This is a genomic window from Hymenobacter translucens (assembly GCF_020685205.1).
Taxonomy (GTDB): domain Bacteria; phylum Bacteroidota; class Bacteroidia; order Cytophagales; family Hymenobacteraceae; genus Hymenobacter; species Hymenobacter translucens.
In genome coordinates this window covers 335,145-351,905 of sequence record NZ_JAJERB010000003.1, presented here as the reverse complement: position 1 = coordinate 351,905, position 16,761 = coordinate 335,145, and the positions used below count along the sequence as shown (strand labels likewise).

15 protein-coding genes are annotated in these 16,761 nt (G+C 61.7%); 8 read left to right on the top strand and 7 right to left on the bottom strand.

Features of this window, described 5'->3' with window-relative positions:
* Nucleotides 1-125: 125 nt before the first annotated feature.
* The 3 genes from LJY25_RS08705 to LJY25_RS08695 form a co-directional block, all read right to left on the bottom strand.
* Nucleotides 126-1,382, bottom strand: coding sequence for a pyridoxal phosphate-dependent aminotransferase (locus LJY25_RS08705; protein ID WP_227607933.1), 1,257 nt, complete (start codon nt 1,380-1,382; stop codon nt 126-128).
* A gap of 213 nt (nt 1,383-1,595) precedes the next feature.
* Entirely contained in the window at nt 1,596-2,834 is a 1,239-nt protein-coding gene (locus LJY25_RS08700) for a PepSY-associated TM helix domain-containing protein (RefSeq protein WP_227607932.1), read from the bottom strand.
* Between the two features lie 80 nt (nt 2,835-2,914).
* The gene (locus LJY25_RS08695) at nt 2,915-5,326 is read right to left on the bottom strand and encodes a TonB-dependent receptor (protein WP_227607931.1); all 2,412 of its coding nucleotides are present in this window, start codon (nt 5,324-5,326) and stop codon (nt 2,915-2,917) included.
* 256 nt (nt 5,327-5,582) lie between these two features.
* Between LJY25_RS08695 and LJY25_RS08690 the strand changes: the two genes are divergently transcribed.
* Nucleotides 5,583-6,020, top strand: coding sequence for a molybdopterin cofactor-binding domain-containing protein (locus LJY25_RS08690; protein ID WP_227607930.1), 438 nt, complete (start codon nt 5,583-5,585; stop codon nt 6,018-6,020).
* A gap of 491 nt (nt 6,021-6,511) precedes the next feature.
* Here the strand turns inward: LJY25_RS08690 and LJY25_RS08685 are convergent, their stop codons facing one another.
* From LJY25_RS08685 to LJY25_RS08675, 3 genes are all read right to left on the bottom strand, one after another.
* Nucleotides 6,512-7,699, bottom strand: a complete 1,188-nt coding sequence (locus LJY25_RS08685) for an MFS transporter (RefSeq protein ID WP_227607929.1) — start codon at nt 7,697-7,699, stop codon at nt 6,512-6,514.
* Between the two features lie 72 nt (nt 7,700-7,771).
* Nucleotides 7,772-8,401 (bottom strand): hypothetical protein, encoded by a 630-nt coding sequence (locus LJY25_RS08680; RefSeq protein WP_227607928.1) that lies wholly within the window; start codon nt 8,399-8,401, stop codon nt 7,772-7,774.
* 87 nt (nt 8,402-8,488) lie between these two features.
* Complete coding sequence (locus LJY25_RS08675) at nt 8,489-9,463, bottom strand: hypothetical protein (RefSeq protein WP_227607927.1); 975 nt, start codon at nt 9,461-9,463, stop codon at nt 8,489-8,491.
* Between the two features lie 281 nt (nt 9,464-9,744).
* Between LJY25_RS08675 and ygiD the strand changes: the two genes are divergently transcribed.
* The 7 genes from ygiD to LJY25_RS08640 all read left to right on the top strand — a co-directional run bounded on the left by ygiD (nt 9,745) and on the right by LJY25_RS08640 (nt 16,045).
* On the top strand, nt 9,745-10,578 hold the full coding sequence (ygiD, locus tag LJY25_RS08670) for a 4,5-DOPA-extradiol-dioxygenase (protein WP_227607926.1): 834 nt from the start codon (nt 9,745-9,747) through the stop codon (nt 10,576-10,578).
* A 253-nt stretch (nt 10,579-10,831) separates the two neighbouring features.
* Nucleotides 10,832-11,383 carry a hypothetical protein gene (locus LJY25_RS21355; RefSeq protein WP_317206586.1) on the top strand — a complete coding sequence of 184 codons (552 nt, stop codon included), beginning with the start codon at nt 10,832-10,834 and terminating at the stop codon, nt 11,381-11,383.
* 86 nt (nt 11,384-11,469) lie between these two features.
* A complete protein-coding gene (locus LJY25_RS08660) occupies nt 11,470-11,778 on the top strand; it encodes a hypothetical protein (RefSeq protein ID WP_227607925.1) in 309 nt (102 codons plus the stop codon).
* A gap of 99 nt (nt 11,779-11,877) precedes the next feature.
* Nucleotides 11,878-12,150, top strand: coding sequence for a hypothetical protein (locus tag LJY25_RS08655; RefSeq protein WP_227607924.1), 273 nt, complete (start codon nt 11,878-11,880; stop codon nt 12,148-12,150).
* A gap of 117 nt (nt 12,151-12,267) precedes the next feature.
* A complete protein-coding gene (locus LJY25_RS08650; protein ID WP_227607923.1) occupies nt 12,268-12,453 on the top strand; it encodes a hypothetical protein in 186 nt (61 codons plus the stop codon).
* Nucleotides 12,454-12,662: 209 nt separating this feature from the next.
* Entirely contained in the window at nt 12,663-15,119 is a 2,457-nt protein-coding gene (locus LJY25_RS08645) for a M1 family metallopeptidase (protein WP_227607922.1), read from the top strand.
* Between the two features lie 125 nt (nt 15,120-15,244).
* Entirely contained in the window at nt 15,245-16,045 is an 801-nt protein-coding gene (locus tag LJY25_RS08640; protein WP_227607921.1) for a S1/P1 nuclease, read from the top strand.
* 140 nt (nt 16,046-16,185) lie between these two features.
* Here the strand turns inward: LJY25_RS08640 and LJY25_RS08635 are convergent, their stop codons facing one another.
* Nucleotides 16,186-16,503, bottom strand: coding sequence for a hypothetical protein (locus LJY25_RS08635; protein ID WP_227607920.1), 318 nt, complete (start codon nt 16,501-16,503; stop codon nt 16,186-16,188).
* Nucleotides 16,504-16,761: the final 258 nt, after the last annotated feature.

Genomic DNA, 16,761 nt, shown 5'->3' with positions numbered 1-16,761 from the left:
TCGGCGTCGCGCAGCATGACGTTCTTTTTTGCCCATAACATGATGCTGCGCGGCGCTTGGCAGGAACTCCTTAGGAAGCATCATGGCCGCTTTAAAATCGGCTTTCTGCTGAGCGGGGGCGAATGCTACGTCAACTCGTCGAGGGCCTGGCGCAGGCGGGGGAGGGCGGCTTCGATGGATTTGAGCGAAGCCCCGCCCACCGACATCCGAAACCAGGTCGAGGTTTCGGAGGTGCCGAATGCGCCGAACGGAACCAGCGCCAGCTTGGCCCGGCCAATCAAATAGAAGGTAATGTCCTTGTTGGTTGCCAGCAGCTTGCCCTCCGGCGTGGTTTTGCCGAGCACGTCGAGCTGGGCGGTAAGGTAGATAGCGCCCATCGGCACCACGGCATCCACGGGGTAGCCTTCCCGGCGCATTTCCTGCAGGCCGTGGTAGAGCGCGTCGAGGCTGCGCTGAATCCGGGTGCCGAAGTCAGCCACGAAGGCATCGACGGCCTGGGTCTGACCTAAAAAGGCGGCGGTGGCTATCTGCTCGGCCTTGGGCGCCCAGGCCCCGACGTGACCCAGGATAGACTTCATCTTGTCGATGACCCCGCTAGGCCCAAACGCGTAGCCGACCCGCACGCCGGTGGCCGCGAAGCACTTCGAGATGCCGTCGATATAGATAACGTAGTCGCGCAGATCGGGGCGCAGATTTACCGGGTCATAATGCCGGGTTTCGCCGAAGGTGAGCAGCCAGTAGATCTGGTCGTACATGATGTACAGCGGCTTTTCTTCCGGGCCCCGGCTCTTGTTCTCAGCAATGACCAGGTCGCAGATGGCCTCCAGGTCGGCGCGGGAAAAGGCGGTGCCGGTGGGATTGAGCGGGGAGCATAAGGCCAGCAGGGTAGCGGCGTGCAGGTGGGGCGCGATGTCGGCCGCGGTGGGCATGAAGTTGTTGTCCTGCCGCGTTTCCACCTCCACGCCCTGGGCGCCGGAGAGGTGGCAGTAGTGGTTGTTGTTCCACGACGGTACCGGGTACACCACTTTGTCGCCCGGGTCGATAAGGGCCAGGTAGGTAGCGTAGATCAGGGGGCGGGAGCCGCCGGCAACCAGAATATCGGCCGGGGAATAGCTCAGCCCCAGCCGGGACTCCAGAAAGGCGGCGGCGGCATTGCGCAGCTCGGGCACGCCGTTGGCCGGGGGGTAGTTGGTGTTCCCGGCCGCGTAGGCAGCCGTGATTTCCGTACGCAACTCTTCCGGAATCGGGAAGATGGCCGGGTCGAAGTCGCCGATGGTGAGGTTGCAGATTTCCTCGCCCTTGCGGATCATGTCGTTGACCTCGTTGCCGATTTTGATAATCTCGGAGCCAATCAGGCTGCCGGCCATTCTGGAGACGTTCATGCGCCAAATATAGAGGCGGATTCGGTGGTTGTTTGTTGCTGATTGGTAGTTGTTGATTGTTGAGGGTTTGGAGTTGTTATCCTGAGCTTGCGAAGGACCTTATTACGCCAGAAAGGCATGCGTAACAACGACTCGTTCAAATCCGATAAAATCCTTCGCTTTGCCTAGGATGACAATGAATTAACCAAGACCCCAATACCGGGCAATCAACACCTAAGCGCTAACCGCGACCTGCTTCCGGGCTTTCTTCCGGTTTTTCTTCAGGCGGTTCAGCCAGAGAATGACGCCGGTGATGGGGAACGTGGTACCCAGCAGGCAGACGACCACGGCCACGATCTTGGACGGCAGACCAAAGATGGCGCCGGTGTGCACCGGCTTAAACGTGCGTCGCACCCGCTGCCCGAGGTTGCGGTCGTCGAAGTTGAGCTTACCCAGGACCTGCCCGTTGTACTGGTTGAGATAGAGCTCGTCGGTGGCGCCTTCGTAGGCAGCCTGCGGGCCGGTTGTCACTACCCGGAAGGCTTCGGTAAAGTCCTTGGGCGCTGAAATGGCGTACGAAAACGCGCCGGGCACCTGCTTTCGGGCCACGGCGTAGGCCAGATCATAGTTCGGGGTTTCCAGGCTCAGTTTGGGGGTTTCAAACCCGGTGGACTTCGGCGCTTCGGGTCCTTTGGGGTCGGAGCGGGTGACGGCGAAGATGCCGTTGTTGAACCACTCAAACGACCAGGCCAGGCCGGTAAACGCGAAGACGAACAGGAACAGGGCGCTGTAGAAGCCGAGCACGATGTGCAGGTCGTGGTTGAGGCGCTTCCAGCCGGCCTCCCACTTTACCGTGAAGCGCTGCCGAACCGCTTTTCGCGTGGCGGGCCACCACAGCACGATGCCGGTGCCGATAATGAACAGAAAAAAGAGGGTGCTCACGCCCACCACCAGCTTGCCGATGGGCCCGCCGACCATGCCCCGGTGCAGCGCCATCATCGTAAAAAAGAACGTGTCGCGGTAGTTGACCTGGTCTACCACGGCCGCCGTGTAGGGGTTTACATAGATCTTGGGTCCGCCACCGCCTTCGTTGGGAGCTTCCTTTTTGCCGCCGGCGCCTAGCTGCCCGGTTTTGGCCTGGCTGGCGCCCTGTGCTTGTCCTTCCCGGCCCGGCTTGCCTTCACCGTCCTTTTTCGGGCCGGCCAGGCTTACTTCTGCCGTGCGGGCCGGGTCGGCGTACACTTTGATGCCGGTGATTTTGGCGTTGGGCACGGTGGCCTTTACGGCTTCCGTGAGGCGGGCCAGGGACAGGGGCTGCCCGCCGGTGGGCGTCACGAAGAAGCGGTCCGGGTGCCAGGCCTGGTCCAGCTCTTTCTCAAACACCAGCACCCCACCGGTAAAGCACACCACGGCAATGACCAGCCCCGAGACCAGGCTCAGGTAAAGGTGAATGGTGCGGAAGAAGGTTTTCATAACCTGAGAGTTAATAGAGTTTTAAAGCAGCGCACCAGGCAGTGGCTGACCCGGTGCGCCCTAAACGGAGGATAAGTGGACTAAAGCCGGTAGGACAGCGTCGATGAGAACAGCCGCGGGGCAATGGGGTTGATGCTGTTGTCGTCGTGGGCGTTGTAGCTGAGCTGGTTGAGCAGGTTCGATACCTTTACCCGCAGCGTGAGGCGGTCCAGGGTATAGCCCATCGAGGCGTCGAACTGCACGTAGTCGTTGATGGGAATCAGGCGGTTGAGCGGGTTCGACTCCACCACCGAGCGGCCGGCCTGACGCTCCCCGATGTAGAGGGCCGTGAAGCCGCCGGTCAGCCCGCGCAGGGCGCCATGCTCCCGGCTGTAGAACAGGCTGGTGTTCGCCGTGTGGTTGGGGTTGTAACGCAGCAGGCTGCCCACGATAAACGTGTTGCTTTTGCTGTAGTAGGTGCGGTTGTAGCTATAGCCGGAAATCAGGGAGAAGCCCCGGTACGGCTTGCTTTGCACGTCTACTTCCACGCCCCGGCTCGTGACTTCGCCGGCCAGCTCCTGGGCGTTGGGGCGGTTGGCGTTAAAGCGGGGGTCGTTGGGGGAGATAACCTGGGCCAGGTTGCTGTTCACGATCTGGTAGGCCGTCACGTTAGCCGAGAGCAGCCCTTTGAACAGGTCATTCTTGATGCCGACCTCGTACTGGTCGATAAAGGACGGCGCCAGCGTGTTGCCCTGCAGGTCAAGGGCTGTGTTCAGGGTAAAGGAGTTGGCATAGCTGGCAAACAGTGCGGTGGTCTTGATCGGCTGGTACACCAGGCCCACGCGGGGCGTGAACGCCTTGTCGAAGCGGGAAGCGGCCGGAGTTACGGTGCCGTCGCGGTAGGACAGCACGTCGCTGCGGGTTTCAATGTAGGTCCAGCGGAGGCCGGCCAGCACTTTCAGCTTCTCGCTGATGCTTACCAGGTCCTGGGCGTAGAAGCCGGCCCGGCGGATGTGGCCTTCGGTGCGGGCGTTGCGGGTGAACTCCGGTACCGAATTTCGGGGCTTGTAGCGGTCCAGGTCGAAGATGTTAATGGAGTCGTAGCGGGCAATGGCGATGTAGCTCACGGCTTCGGTGCGGTACTGGTCGGCATCTGCGCCCAGGAGCACCGCGTGGTCGAGGAAGCCGGTTTTGAATTTGCCGGTCAGGTCAAGCTGGGCCAGGAGGTACTGTTCGTCGGAGCCGGCGCGCTGCAGGTTGCGCACCAGATTGCCGTACAGGGCGGGGCTGCCGGCCAGGGTGCCCACCTTCACGTTGTCGCGTACGGTCGAAGGGCGGGCGGCGCTCATCAGCTCGTTGGTGTAATTCTGGTAGGCGGCCATACACCGCAGCTGCCAGCTGTCGGTCAGGCGGCGAGTCAGGGTGAGCGTGGCGCTGCGCTGGGTGGTGGCGTTGTTGGCCCAGGAAGTGTTCAGGAAGCGGCTGCGGGGCACATCGGGAATGCGGTAGTTGATGGCGCCGATACCGTAGTCGGGCGTGCGGTTGTCGTTCAGGTAGTCGCCTTCCGCCAGCAGGTCGGTCTTCGTCCCGATTTTGAAGAGCAGGGAAGGATTCACGTAAATTCGGGCAGACTTCACGCCGTCGCGGAAGCTGCGGGCATTCTCGTAGGTGGTATTCACCCGGAAGGCCACCTGCTCGCTATTGTTGATGGCGCCGTACACGTCCACCATCGGCTTATAGAAGTCGTAGCTGCCGGTGCGGAAGCTGAGCTGCCCGCCCGGCTCGAACCGGGGCTTCTTGGTAACCAGGTTCAGCACGCCACCGGCGGCCACGTTGCCGAACAGGATGGCGTTGCTGCCTTTCAGCACCTCAAACTGCTCCAGGGAGCTTACTTCCGGCATCACGCCGTTGTTGAAGCGCACACCGTTCTTAAAGGTGTTGTTGCTGCCGAAGGCAAAGCCGCGACCGGCAATTTCTTCCTGGGTTCCGCCGGTATTGCCCATCACGTACACCCCGCTCACGTTGGCTAGCACGTCGCTGATACGCAGGGTCTGCTGCTGCTCGAGCACGGCCTGGTCAATGGACACCACGCTTTGGGGCAGGTCGATGGGCCGCACGGGCAGCTTGCCGATCCGAACCGGCTTTTCGTTGAGGGTCTTGGTGCCGGTTACCGTCACCGAGCGTAGCTGCCGGGCATTTATTTCCAGCGTTATCACGGGCAGGGTAGTGGTTTCGCCGGCCTTGACCACTGCGTATACTTCCTTGGTGATATAGCCCAGGCTGCTGATCAGCAGCTGCTGGGTACCGGCCCCGGCCCGCAGCTGAAAGCTGCCGTCGGCAGCCGTACTGACGCCGGTGCCATCCTGCTTTAGGCTGATGGAAATTGCGGGAAGTCCGGCACCATCGGGACCAACCAGCCGACCGGTAATAAGGCCCGTCAGGGCCTGCGCAGAGGCGAGGGGCGGCAAACAGTACGTGGCGAGCAGCAGAGCAAGGAGTAGTAAGCGGCGCATAGGGTTATTTAGAAAGCCTTATAATAAGACAAAGTTGATAGCTTATTTAGAATTTATCCAAATAGATCGCGTACTTTTTATGTTATTTTATGCTGTTGACTGATAATTAATTGTTTATGATTTTTGGTAAAGCCGTGTCGGGAAGGGGTAGCAGCCCTATCAGGTAGGTCGATAGACTCGTAGAATCACGCGGGAGCGAAGGTGAGAGCGGAAAAGTTCAGCCGGACGGTAGGCCTCCCGCGTGTGGGATGCGCAGATGCAGAAAGCCGCTGCGAAAGCCACGCTCTCCGCCAATGGCCCCCTGACCGTAGCCAGTGGAGCCTGGGAAAACGGCACCAGTACCTACATCATCAGGACCCGGATTGCGGTCGAAACGCTGAGCCTGCCGCTTGAAGCTGTTACGCTTAAACTCGGCGACACGACTCTGCCCAAGGCACCGTTGCAGGGCGGCTCCTGGACGGCTGCGTCGGTGGGCATGGCCGTAAAAAACACGTGCGAAACCCTGGGTGAAAAGCTGCTGAAGCTGGCCCAGAAGATGACCGACTTCCCGCTGAAAAACGCAACGTTCGAGGATAGGAAATTCGTCAACGGTCAGCTTCGCCTCCGGCTGGAGTCCACCCAAGCCGTGGTGATGCGCAACAGTCTACAGGGCAGCGGGAGCTGGAAGCTGCGGCCACGGTCATGCCCGACCTGATAACAAGCAGAAGTCCTTGATGCACGCCTATAACGCCGTTTCGCGGAAGTGAACGTGGACGAAGAGCTGGGCACGTCACGCGGGTGGTGAATGCCGTGGCCGCCTTACCAACGCCGTGTACCACGCCACCCGCATGCGCGTCCGCGAGTTTCCGATTTATCTGGACAAGCTGCTGTAAAGGCCGCTACCGAAAACAAAGGAGTCCCGAAGCCATATGGTTTTGGGGCTCTTTTTTGAAGATGGATTAGACTAAGAGACAGGCACACTCACAGGCGGTCATTCCGAGCGAAGCCGAGGAATCTAGCGCGCTGACATTGGTATGACTAATTCCGATGATGCAGGTGGAATTTCTCTGTTCCTTACCTGATGCCCCAGATGCGCATACTAGCAATGCTACTGCAACGAAGCGAGCGAGATTTCTCGGCTTCGCTCAGAATGACCGTAGGTAGTGTTGCCATCCCTGTAGCCACTGACAAGCAGTATGATTGGCTTCAAGGCTGACCTGAGCCCAGCCGGCTCTTTTCACTACCATGCCACAACGCCCACAATCCCAGCACCGGACCCAGCGCCAGCGGTACCAGCAGCCACTGCGGACCGAGCCGGGGCGCCAGCCAGCCGGTAAGCTGCACACTGATGATGGTCAGCGCAAAGCCGAGGCAGTTGACGATGGTGAGGGCCGTACCCCGTGATGCCTCCGGGGCGTGCCGGGCCACCAGGGTGGAAAACTGCGGGGAGTCGGCTACCACTACCAGGCCCCAGAAAAACAGGAACCCAACCAGCGCCCCCGCCGAGCTGCCGCCCAGAAACAGCGGCGACACCACGCAGCAAAGCCCCGACAGCGCCAGCGCCCCTGCGGCTACCCGACGCGGACCTATTGCCTGCGACCAGAATCCGCCAACCACGCAGGCCAGGCTGCCCGCGCCAATGATGAGAAACGAAAGCACGGATACGGATAGTCGTACCTCCGGATGAAGCAGCTGGTAGGACGTCAGCAGCACCGGTACGAACGCCCAGAACGTGTACAGCTCCCACATGTGACCGAAATAGCCCAGCGCGGCGGCCCGGAACTGCGGTTGCCGGAACCCGGTCAGGAAAGCCGTGAGCTGCAGCTTCTGTCCAACCCGGCGGTGGGGGCCGTCAGGTACGAGCAGCACCAGGGCCAGGCCGCCCAGCGTCGCCAGCGCCGAGGTAGCTCCGGTTACGGCCTGCCAGGGCAGGTGGCCGGTCAGGCTGCGGAGCAGATGCGGGAAGGCCGTGCCCAGCACCAGTGCCCCCACCAGCCACCCCAACGACTTTCCTAACCCCGCCTGGTAGTAGTCGGAGGCTATTTTCATGCCCACGGGGTAGATGCCCGCCAGGAAAAACCCGGTCAGAAACCGGCCCGCCAGCAGCCCGGTGCCGTCGAGGCCCGGAAGCATACTGCCCAGGTTGCAGAGCGCGGCCAGCAGGGCACTGCTGAAAAATACCCGCGACGGCGAAAATCGGTCGGCCACGGCCAAAAGGGCGAAAACGAGCGTGCCGCTGATAAAGCCCAGCTGCACGGCGCTGGTGAGAGCCGCCACGAAGCCGGGCGGCAGCTGAAACCGCGCGGCCAGCTCGGGGGCAATGGCATTGCCGGCAAACCAGAGCGAGGTGCAAAGAAACTGCGCCCCCACAATCGTGGGTAAAGTGCGTCGCATGAAAAACGGGTGGGAGAGGAGCCGGCCGGCAAAGTACCCAAATCCACGGTCCGGCACCACGGCATCCTTCACTCAGCGCGCTTCCGAATAGCCGGCCCACCGGTAGCGGGCCTGCAGGTGCTTATTCAGCGCCAGGGTTAGCTGCCGGGCCGTTGAATACAGCTCGGTTTCCAGCTGCCGGGCGGAAACTCGGAGAAAACGGTTGGTATTGAGCGTGAACAGCGGGACGGTTGCCTGACTGGTCAGGCGGGCCGAGATGGTGCAGAACGTGCGCGTAGTGCGCTTCCCGCCAAACCGGACCTGTTCCTGCTGCCCCCTGACTACTAGTTCCTTGATGTCGGTCAAAGCCAGCCGCTGCCGGCTGAAAGCATGGGGGCGGGCGACCACCTGGCCGGTGTGCTTGTCGATAACCAGCAGGTTTCGGATCGGCTGTAGCAGGTGGGACAGACTAATAGCTCCCTGCACGAACGTCTGAAAGGCAAACAGTAGCCCGGCCGCAATGACAACGACGCTCATGGTTTTGACGCCTTGCCGCAGCAGCAGGAAAGTGCCGGCAACCAGAAACAAGGTAAAGGCCAGCGTCAGGGCCGTGTCAAACCAGTCTTTCGCGCTTTTCCGGTAGTGGACCACCACCGAGTCCGTGGTTTCCTGAATTGTAAAGTTGCCAATCACGCCGTAGGTTGAATAAGAAAGCAGCGGCAAGGTAGCCACCCGGGCCAGCTTGCCGCTGCTTTCTTGCGGTAATACAGGCCGGGTCGGAAATTCCGGCCCCGGCGGGTGCCAGATCGGTTAAAATCTCCGGGTCAAACTAAAGGCGAGGCCGGTGTCGTGGGTGCGGGTGGGGTAGCTATATACGTTCCAGGTGGTCAGCTTGTCCTTGGGCGGGCACTTCGTGAACAGGTTCCAGGCGCTCAGGCCCGCCGTAGCCGTGCCCAACCCGATGTTGAGCATCGAGAGGATGGTCTCACTTTCGTTGACCCGCTCCGGAACCCCGAAACTGCGGCCCCGGGTCAGCAGCACTCCCGAGCCGAGCACCACCTGGCTGACCCCGGTTATCAGGCCGATGGCCGGCGCGGTTTTATTACCCCCACCGTTGATGAGCTGGATGCCGTTGATGGTGTTTGCCGCCACGCTGGTGCCGCCCAGCAGCGCGGACGTCGCGCCGTACCACGGCTTGATGTGATTGTAGGTAACGACAGGCTCGGGGCCGTAAGTGGGCTGAATCATGGCGCATTCCTCTTTGGTGAGCCCGCTGGTGCGCACCCACTCCTCGACGCGCTGATCGTTCATGGCCAGCAGCTCGTCGTACTGATGCAGCTGGTTGATCTGTTCGGCAACGGCCCGCCCGGCGGTTTGCTCCACCAGATAGCCCACGGCGCAGATAGTGCCGTCCCGGTCGATAAAGCAGGGCTTGCGCTGGGCGGCGTAGTCGTAATTGCGGGGAAACCGGCCCGCCGTCCAGTAGTCGTGCAGCCGGTCCAGGGCCTGCTGCCGCTTTTCCTGCAGCGCCAGCGGCAGGGCCGACGCGTCTTTCTGCCGCAGCAGCTTCTCGGCGTACTCCAGATGGGTGCGGATGCGCAGCTCGTTGTCCGTGGTGGCGTCGGGCCGGCGGCCAAACTTGGTTTCAAAGCTGATGTCGCCGAGGACCGGGTTTACGGTTTGTCCCGACGCGCTTGCGGGTTTGGTCGGTTTCAGAAACAGCGCGGCCACGACCAGGGCGAGCAGGAAGAGCAGATGCTTCAGGGTGCTTTTTGCAGGTGACATTCAGGGTAGGGTTAAATGGGGTGGCTGCGGAAACGAAGACCGGATCAGATGCAACTGGGTGAAACTACTTCCCTGCCGGCTGGGTGGCATGCAGGAAGACGGGGAGCAACAGAATACCGAGGTCCGGATGGCACCGTACGGTTGCACGCCGCAGTTTATTTCTTATCCTGTCGCCGAGGTACCCGGGGTTAGCAGGCGGTAGCTTTGTTGCGTATAAACAGCCTTACCAGGCACCCCAGGATTTTCTCGGAATGCTGGCCGTGCCGCCATCTGTCCCTGCCATGAACTCGCTCCAGGACCTGCACAACACGGCTTCCTCTTTCCAGAAAACGGCGAAGATGCCGGTGCTGTTCGTCGGCCACGGCTCCCCGATGAACGCGCTGGCAGATAACCCCTTCACCCAAACCCTGCACCAGTTGGGCCTGGACCTCCGCAACCGGCAGCCGCCCCGGGCTATTCTGGTGGTATCGGCGCACTGGCTGACGCGCGGCACGTTCGTGGCCGTGAATGAGCGGCCCGAAACCATCCACGACTTTGGCGGCTTTCCGCAGGAGCTGTTTGACATGCAGTACCCCGCACCCGGCGCGCCCGATGTGGCCCGCGAAGTGCTGACCGCCCTGCCCGATGCCCATCCGTCCGACGAGTGGGGCCTCGACCACGGCACCTGGACCGTTTTGCACCACCTGTTTCCCGCCGCCGACATTCCTGTGTTCCAGGTCAGCATCGACTACTACAAGCCCATTACCTTTCATGCCGAGCTGGCCCGGCAGCTGCAGTTTCTGCGCCGCCGCGGCGTGCTGATTGTGGGCAGCGGCAACATCGTGCACAACCTGCGCCAGAGCATGCCCAAATTCATGGCCGACGACCCCACGCCCTATGCCTGGGCCGCCGAGTTCGACGAATGGGCGAAAGTCCGCATAAACCAGCGCGACCTGAACGCGCTGGCCCACTACCAGCAGGCCGGCGCCAGCGGCCCGCTGTCCGTACCCACCCCGGACCACTACATCCCGATGCTGTACAGCCTGGCCCTGGCCGAGCCCACCGACGAAATCCGGCATGCCTTCGAGGAAGTCAGCTTTGGGGGAATGAGCATGCGCACGTTCGTGATAGGGTAGGTTGCCCGCTCCGGCAGGCCGCAGGCTAGGATTTCTTTACCGGAGTATTGCAGCAGGCCCTGCCCAGGCGAAACCCGCAGGCAGGAACCCCGTATTTTGAAAATACTTTGAATTACAAAGTTCTTTCATTTACTTTGTGACGTTCCTGCTGGTTGTTCAACCCCTCGGCTTGCTATCCGCTCAGGGCCTTGCCAATCAGGGACCATCCAACTCAGTTACTGCAACCCATTTTCAACCCCTTAACCGCACTGCCATGACTTTGCCCGCCAAAACCCTTGCTCGCCCTGCCGTCATCACCGCTATGCTCTTGCTGGTGCCCCTGGTAGCAATGCAGTTCACCAGCGAAGTGAACTGGACGCGCTCCGACTTCGTCTTCGCCGGCACCATCCTGTTCGGCACCGGCCTGGCCTACGAGCTGATTTCGCGCAAAGGCACTACGGCCATGTACCGGCTGGCCGCTGCCGGGGCGCTGCTGACCGGTTTCTTTCTGATCTGGAGCAATCTGGCCGTGGGTCTTATCGGGAGCGGACCGAACCCGGCCAACCTGTTGACCGGTGGGGTGGTCCTTGTGCCGGTAGTAGGGGCCATCATGGTGCGCTTCCGGCCCCTTGGGATGGTTCGCGTGCTGCTGGTTACGGCCCTGGCGCAGGCGCTGGTACCGGTACTGGCCCTGCTGGTCTGGCCGGAGATGCGTCTGCACGTCCGGGAGGCGGTAGGCGTTACGGGCTTCTTCGGCGCCCTGTGGCTGGGGTCGGCCTTCCTGTTTCGCCGGGCGGGCATCAATGAGCCGGAACGCCGGGCCTAACGATCAACCAGAACACCTGGCTGCCTGCTCAGGAAACCAGTCAGGTGCACGTTTCTCCACCGCTTTCAATTCTGACAACCAAAGCCATGCATTCTAACTCAAACGCGGTGAAGGGTTCCTCAACCCTGGCGGACCTGGCCGGCTGGCTGTTCGGCCTGATTGGGCTGGCAATCGGGGTGGTGAATACCTTCTGGGGCAATGACCCTGGTTTTGGAATCTTTATAGCGCTGCTGGCCTTGCTTTACGTCCCGCCGGTAAATGGGTGGATCAGGCAGAAAACCGGCTTTGCGGTTCCGCTGCTGGCCAGGATTGTGCTCGGCTTTCTTATCATCTGGGCCGCGCTGGGCGTGGGTGAGCTGTTCCATAAGATAGACCTGATGCTGAGCAGCTTCTAGCGAATCCAGCAGGCAGAAAGCCGGCCCCATTCCCCAGAAAACAGCCCGATTTGCCAGCTCCGGCTTTGTGCCGGACTCTCCACCTAACTTTCCAGAGAAATGAGCATGCAGCTGAAAGCCTCCCTCGCACCCTTGGTTAACTGGGTCTGCGGCCTGATTGTATTCGCAGTCGGGGTCCTGAACATGATGCTGGTGCACCCGGTGCCCGCCGTAGGGTATATGCTGGTTTCCCTTGTGTATTTCCCCCCGACCAACAACCTGCTCCGGGAAAAAACCGGTTTGTCTATTCCGCTAATCGTTAAAATTGGCCTGGGCGTTATTCTGGTGATGTTCACGCTGGGCGTTAGCGACCTGGGCGACATGATTGACTAAGCGGGCACGTTAGCATGCCCGGCCGCTGGCCTACCCGGTTCACCGCTATCCGCAGCTCGTGTTAAGACGCGGTTTCACCGCCGCTGGAAGCTGACCTCCGCTACGATCAGCTTGTTTGTGGTCGGTTCCTTCGCGGGTGCAATCGGCGCTTCTATTCTCTATACCCGGATTTTTGCCGATAAAAACCGTTACCAGCACTCATTCGAAGCAGTTATTGGTTATCTGGTAACATTGGTGGCGGCTGCCCTGCTGGGTGGCACCTTGGCGGTTGGCGCGGGCCGGCGCTTCACTGCGGACGCGTAGTGGAAAACCGGGCCGACGGCTGCCAGGTGTTTTGACCCAGCCGGAGCCGGATGCCGGACGTGGCGACCGGCAGCTCCTGCTCGTCAGCAACTGGCGTCGGGGTACAGGAGCCGAAGTCCGGGCAAACAGCCTGGGGCGGGCCCGCCAGCAGGCAACGCTTCGGGCGTCGGCGGGATCTGTAAGGCCTGACAGCCTACCTTGCGCCCTCCATGCGAACTTTCCTACTGACTCTGGTCGGCGCCCTGGCACTGACTTCCGGGGCGTTGGCCCAGCAGCCCACGCCGACCTCCTACCGGGCCACTGCCCGCAAAGTCAACGAGCTGGTGCATACAAAGCTCGACCTGCGCTTCGACTACCCCAAGCGCTACGCCTACGGCAAAGCCTGGCTCACGCTCAAGCCCTATGCCTACGCCACCGACTCGCTCCGGCTCGATGCCAAGGGCATGGACATCAACGCCGTGGCGCTGGTGACCGGAACGGCAATCCAGCCCCTGCAGTACGACTACAACCGCCGGCAGCTGCTGCTTCGCCTGGGTCGGATGGTGCCGGCCGGGGAAGCCTACACCATCTATATCGAGTACACGGCCAGGCCCGATGAGCTGGGTGCCAAGGGCAGCGCAGCCATCCGCGACGCCAAAGGGCTGTACTTTATCAACCCCGACAGCGCGGTGGCCGGCAAGCCCGTGCAGATCTGGACCCAGGGCGAGACAGATGCCAACTCGGCCTGGTTTCCCACCATCGACCAGCCCAATCAGAAGTCAACCTCGGAAATCAGCCTGACGGTGCCTGCCAAATACGTCACGCTTTCCAATGGGCTGCTGACCAGCCAGGTGGCCGCGGGTGCCGGGCTGCGCACCGATACCTGGAAGATGGACCAGCCCCACGCGCCCTACCTGTTCATGCTGGCCGTAGGCGACTTCCGCATCACGAAAGACACCTGGCGCAACCGGGAGCTGAGCTACTACCTGGAGCCGAAGTACGCCGACCAGGCGAAGGCTATCTTCGGCACGACGCCCCGGATGCTGGACTTCTTTTCCGACCGCCTGGGCGTGGAGTTTCCGTGGAGCAAGTACGCCCAGGTGGTGGCCCGCGACTACGTGAGCGGGGCCATGGAAAACACCACGGCTTCGTTGTTTGGGGAGCAGGCCCAGGGCTCGGCCCGGGAGCTGCTCGACTGGGAGTACAGCGGGGTGGAGCGGGAAATTGCCCACGAACTGTTTCACCACTGGTTTGGCGACTACGTAACGGCCGAAAGCTGGAGCAACCTGACGATCAACGAGTCGTTTGCCAACTTCTCGGAGGTGCTCTGGGCTGAGCACGCGTATGGCCCGGACGGGGGGGCGGCCCAGGCGTACCGCAGCCTGCGCACCTACCTCGGCAACCCCGGCAACTACCCCAAGCCCCTGGTGCGGTTTCAGTATGCCGACAAGGAAGACCTGTTCGATGCCGTGACCTACCAGAAGGGCGGCAGCATCCTGAATATGCTGCGCAGCTACCTGGGGTCCGACGCGTTCTTCCGCGGACTGAAGCTTTTCCTGACCCAGAACGCCTATGGCACCGGCGAGGCCCAGCAGCTGCGGCTGGCCCTGGAGCAGGCCTCGGGCCAGGATCTGAGCTGGTTTTTCAACCAGTGGTACTACGGCGCCGGCCACCCCGTCGTCACCATCGACTACGCCTGGGACGAAGCCCGCCGGGAGCAGCAGGTGACCATTCGCCAAACCCAGCCCGGCCCCGTGTTTCAGCTGCCCATCAGCGTGGACGTGTACGTGAATGGGCAACCGCGGCGCCACCAGGTGATGATGCAGCAGGCCACCCAAACGTTCCGCTTCCCCGCTGCTGCCCGCCCCGAGCTCGTCAACGTAGACGCCGAAAAGGTGCTGGTGTGGCAGAAGACCGACAACAAGCCCCTGACCGGGTACGCGGCGCAGTACCGGCAGGCAGCCGGCTACATGGACCGCCGCGAGGCCCTGACTGCGGCCCTGGGGAAGGCTGCCGAGCCCGGGGCGCAGAAGCTGCTGCTGGCCGGATTAACTGATCCGCACTATAGCCTGCGGGTGCTGACGGTGCAGGGCCTGGATCTGAAAAACGCCGCCTTGCGCAAGGCCGCCACCCCCGTGCTTGAGCGCCTGGCTGCCACCGATGCCAGCGTGAAAGTACAGGCCGAGGCGCTGCTGGCGCTGGCCCGCCTGGGCGACAAGCGCCAGGAAAAGCGGTTCCGGAAAGCCCTCGAAAGCCGCTCCTACGGGGTACAGGCGGCGGCCCTCCGTGGCCTGCTGGCGCTGAATCCGAAGGAGGCGCTAACCCAGGCCACCGCTTTTGAAGCCGACAACCGCGGGGCGCTGACGGCGGCGCTGGTCGAAGTGTACGGCGCTACCGGCGGTGCCGCGCAGTGGGCTTCCGTGCTAAGCAAATACGACGCCGCCAAACCCGTCGCCCGGCTTGAGCTGATGCCCGGCTTTCTGGCCCTGCTCCGCCGCCTTGACGACCCGGCGGCCCTGGCGCAGGGAGTAGACCGGATCAAGGAGCTGGCCATCGAAGCCAAGCCTTACGGCCTGCACGTGCGGCTGATTGAGGCCCTGCGCCAGCTGCAGCAAGCCAAAGCCGGGGACGCGCTGACCGGCAGCGCCATCACCGGGGCCATCCGGGAGATTGAGGCGGCGAAGTAGCGCGGACCGGAAAGCCCGGTTCCGGGGCAGCGGGCGGGAACGGCCTGCGCTGCGGCAGAATTCTGGCGTATGTGCTACTTTTGTGGTTTCCACCACCTGGCTGAGTGCCGTTTTCGTTTCGTTTTATGTTGAAGAAAGTAGTTGCCCTGGGCCTGCTGAGTCTGTTACCGTTCAGTCTGCTGGCCTGGGGCGCGCAGGGCCACCGGGTGGTGGGCAAGATTGCCGAAAACCACCTGAGCAAGAAAGCCAAAGAGCAGGTTGCCCTGCTGCTCGACAACTACCGCATGCCCCTGGTCACGACCTGGGCCGATGAGGTCCGCTACTCGGAGGAGTACAAGTCGACGGCGCCCTGGCACTTCATCAACACGCCCCTGGGTATGGCCTACGAGCAGCACGCGGCCTTCGTGAAGGGCATGACCGAGGCCAACGCCTACCAGGCGCTCAACCAGAACATCAAGGACCTGAAGGACCCCAAGAAAACCAAGGAGGAAAAGGCTGTGGCGCTGAAGTTTATCATCCACATCGTGGGCGACCTGCACCAGCCCATGCACGTGAGCAGCGCCGAGGACAAGGGCGGCAACTCGATCCAGGTGAAGTTTCAGGGCAAGGACACCAACCTGCACAGCGTGTGGGACGGCGGCCTCGTCGACTACGAGGGCTTTACTTACTCTGAGATGGCCCTGGCCCTGGACCGCGCCAAGCCCGAGCAGATCAAGCAGTGGCAGAAAGACGACATAACCAAGTGGGTGTTTGAGTCCTACCAGATCAGCCAGCGGCTGTACGCGGAAACCGCCCAGAGCGCGACCTTCGACTACAAGTACATGCCTGCCCACCTGCCCACCATGGAAGAGCGGATTCTGCAGGCCGGCATCCGCCTGGCCGGGGTCCTCAACGACGCCTTCGGCGGCAGCTCGGTAGGGAGCTAGTTGCTTGTTGGTAATTGCGGACTGACTTGAACTCCTGTTGTTCAGCCAGCCCTGGTAGCACTAAAAAAGCCCCCGCTAGAAATCTAGCGGGGGCTTTTTTAGTGCTTAGTTAACAATCAGCATTAATAACCAACAATCAATCAGTCCACCTGCTTGAATACCTGATCCAGCTGCAGCAGGCGCAGGCAGGTGTTCAGGGCCGGGTTCACGTTGCGCAGCCAGATGCCGGCCCCGCTCTGGCGGAGCGCCAGCAGCTGCGACACCACGTGGCTGACACCCCGGGTGCGCTGCATCCGCAGGCTGCCGCAGTCGATGAGCAGCTGGGGCCGGGGCTGGTGAATCTGCCGGCTCAGCACGCGCGCCAGCTGGGCGGCATCAATGGTATCGAGGTCGATGGTGGTAAGAGAAGAAGCCTGCGCGGCGCGCTCGTGTGCGGAGGAAGTGGAAGCGTGAAGCATAGAAGAGGCTTTATGGTTTGGTGGTGGATTCTCCGGGAGGAGAAAGGGGCAGGTAAGCGTACTACCGGTGCGGGGCAGCCGGCAGCTATAGTTTAAACGGCGGATCGGACAACATAAACTCCGGATTAATACGGGTTTGCGCAGGGGTAAACCCTGATTTTAGGTTTAATTGGGAAGTCAGGTCGGCTTCGGAAGAAACACCGGTAGCTGCGCCACCGGTGTTTCCCGAATCAGATCGAACTTGTACTTTACCGATGG

Excerpts from the sequence above, each read along its gene's own strand:
- LJY25_RS08705 (WP_227607933.1), bottom strand. The coding sequence starts at position 1,382 with ATGAACGTCTCCAGAATGGCCGGCAGCCTGATTGGCTCCGAGATTATC.
- LJY25_RS08700 (WP_227607932.1), bottom strand. The coding sequence starts at position 2,834 with ATGAAAACCTTCTTCCGCACCATTCACCTTTACCTGAGCCTGGTCTCG.
- LJY25_RS08695 (WP_227607931.1), bottom strand. The coding sequence starts at position 5,326 with ATGCGCCGCTTACTACTCCTTGCTCTGCTGCTCGCCACGTACTGTTTG.
- LJY25_RS08690 (WP_227607930.1), top strand. The coding sequence starts at position 5,583 with ATGCAGAAAGCCGCTGCGAAAGCCACGCTCTCCGCCAATGGCCCCCTG.
- LJY25_RS08685 (WP_227607929.1), bottom strand. The coding sequence starts at position 7,699 with ATGCGACGCACTTTACCCACGATTGTGGGGGCGCAGTTTCTTTGCACC.
- LJY25_RS08675 (WP_227607927.1), bottom strand. The coding sequence starts at position 9,463 with ATGTCACCTGCAAAAAGCACCCTGAAGCATCTGCTCTTCCTGCTCGCC.
- ygiD (WP_227607926.1), top strand. The coding sequence starts at position 9,745 with ATGAACTCGCTCCAGGACCTGCACAACACGGCTTCCTCTTTCCAGAAA.
- LJY25_RS21355 (WP_317206586.1), top strand. The coding sequence starts at position 10,832 with ATGACTTTGCCCGCCAAAACCCTTGCTCGCCCTGCCGTCATCACCGCT.
- LJY25_RS08660 (WP_227607925.1), top strand. The coding sequence starts at position 11,470 with ATGCATTCTAACTCAAACGCGGTGAAGGGTTCCTCAACCCTGGCGGAC.
- LJY25_RS08655 (WP_227607924.1), top strand. The coding sequence starts at position 11,878 with ATGAGCATGCAGCTGAAAGCCTCCCTCGCACCCTTGGTTAACTGGGTC.
- LJY25_RS08645 (WP_227607922.1), top strand. The coding sequence starts at position 12,663 with ATGCGAACTTTCCTACTGACTCTGGTCGGCGCCCTGGCACTGACTTCC.
- LJY25_RS08640 (WP_227607921.1), top strand. The coding sequence starts at position 15,245 with ATGTTGAAGAAAGTAGTTGCCCTGGGCCTGCTGAGTCTGTTACCGTTC.
- LJY25_RS08635 (WP_227607920.1), bottom strand. The coding sequence starts at position 16,503 with ATGCTTCACGCTTCCACTTCCTCCGCACACGAGCGCGCCGCGCAGGCT.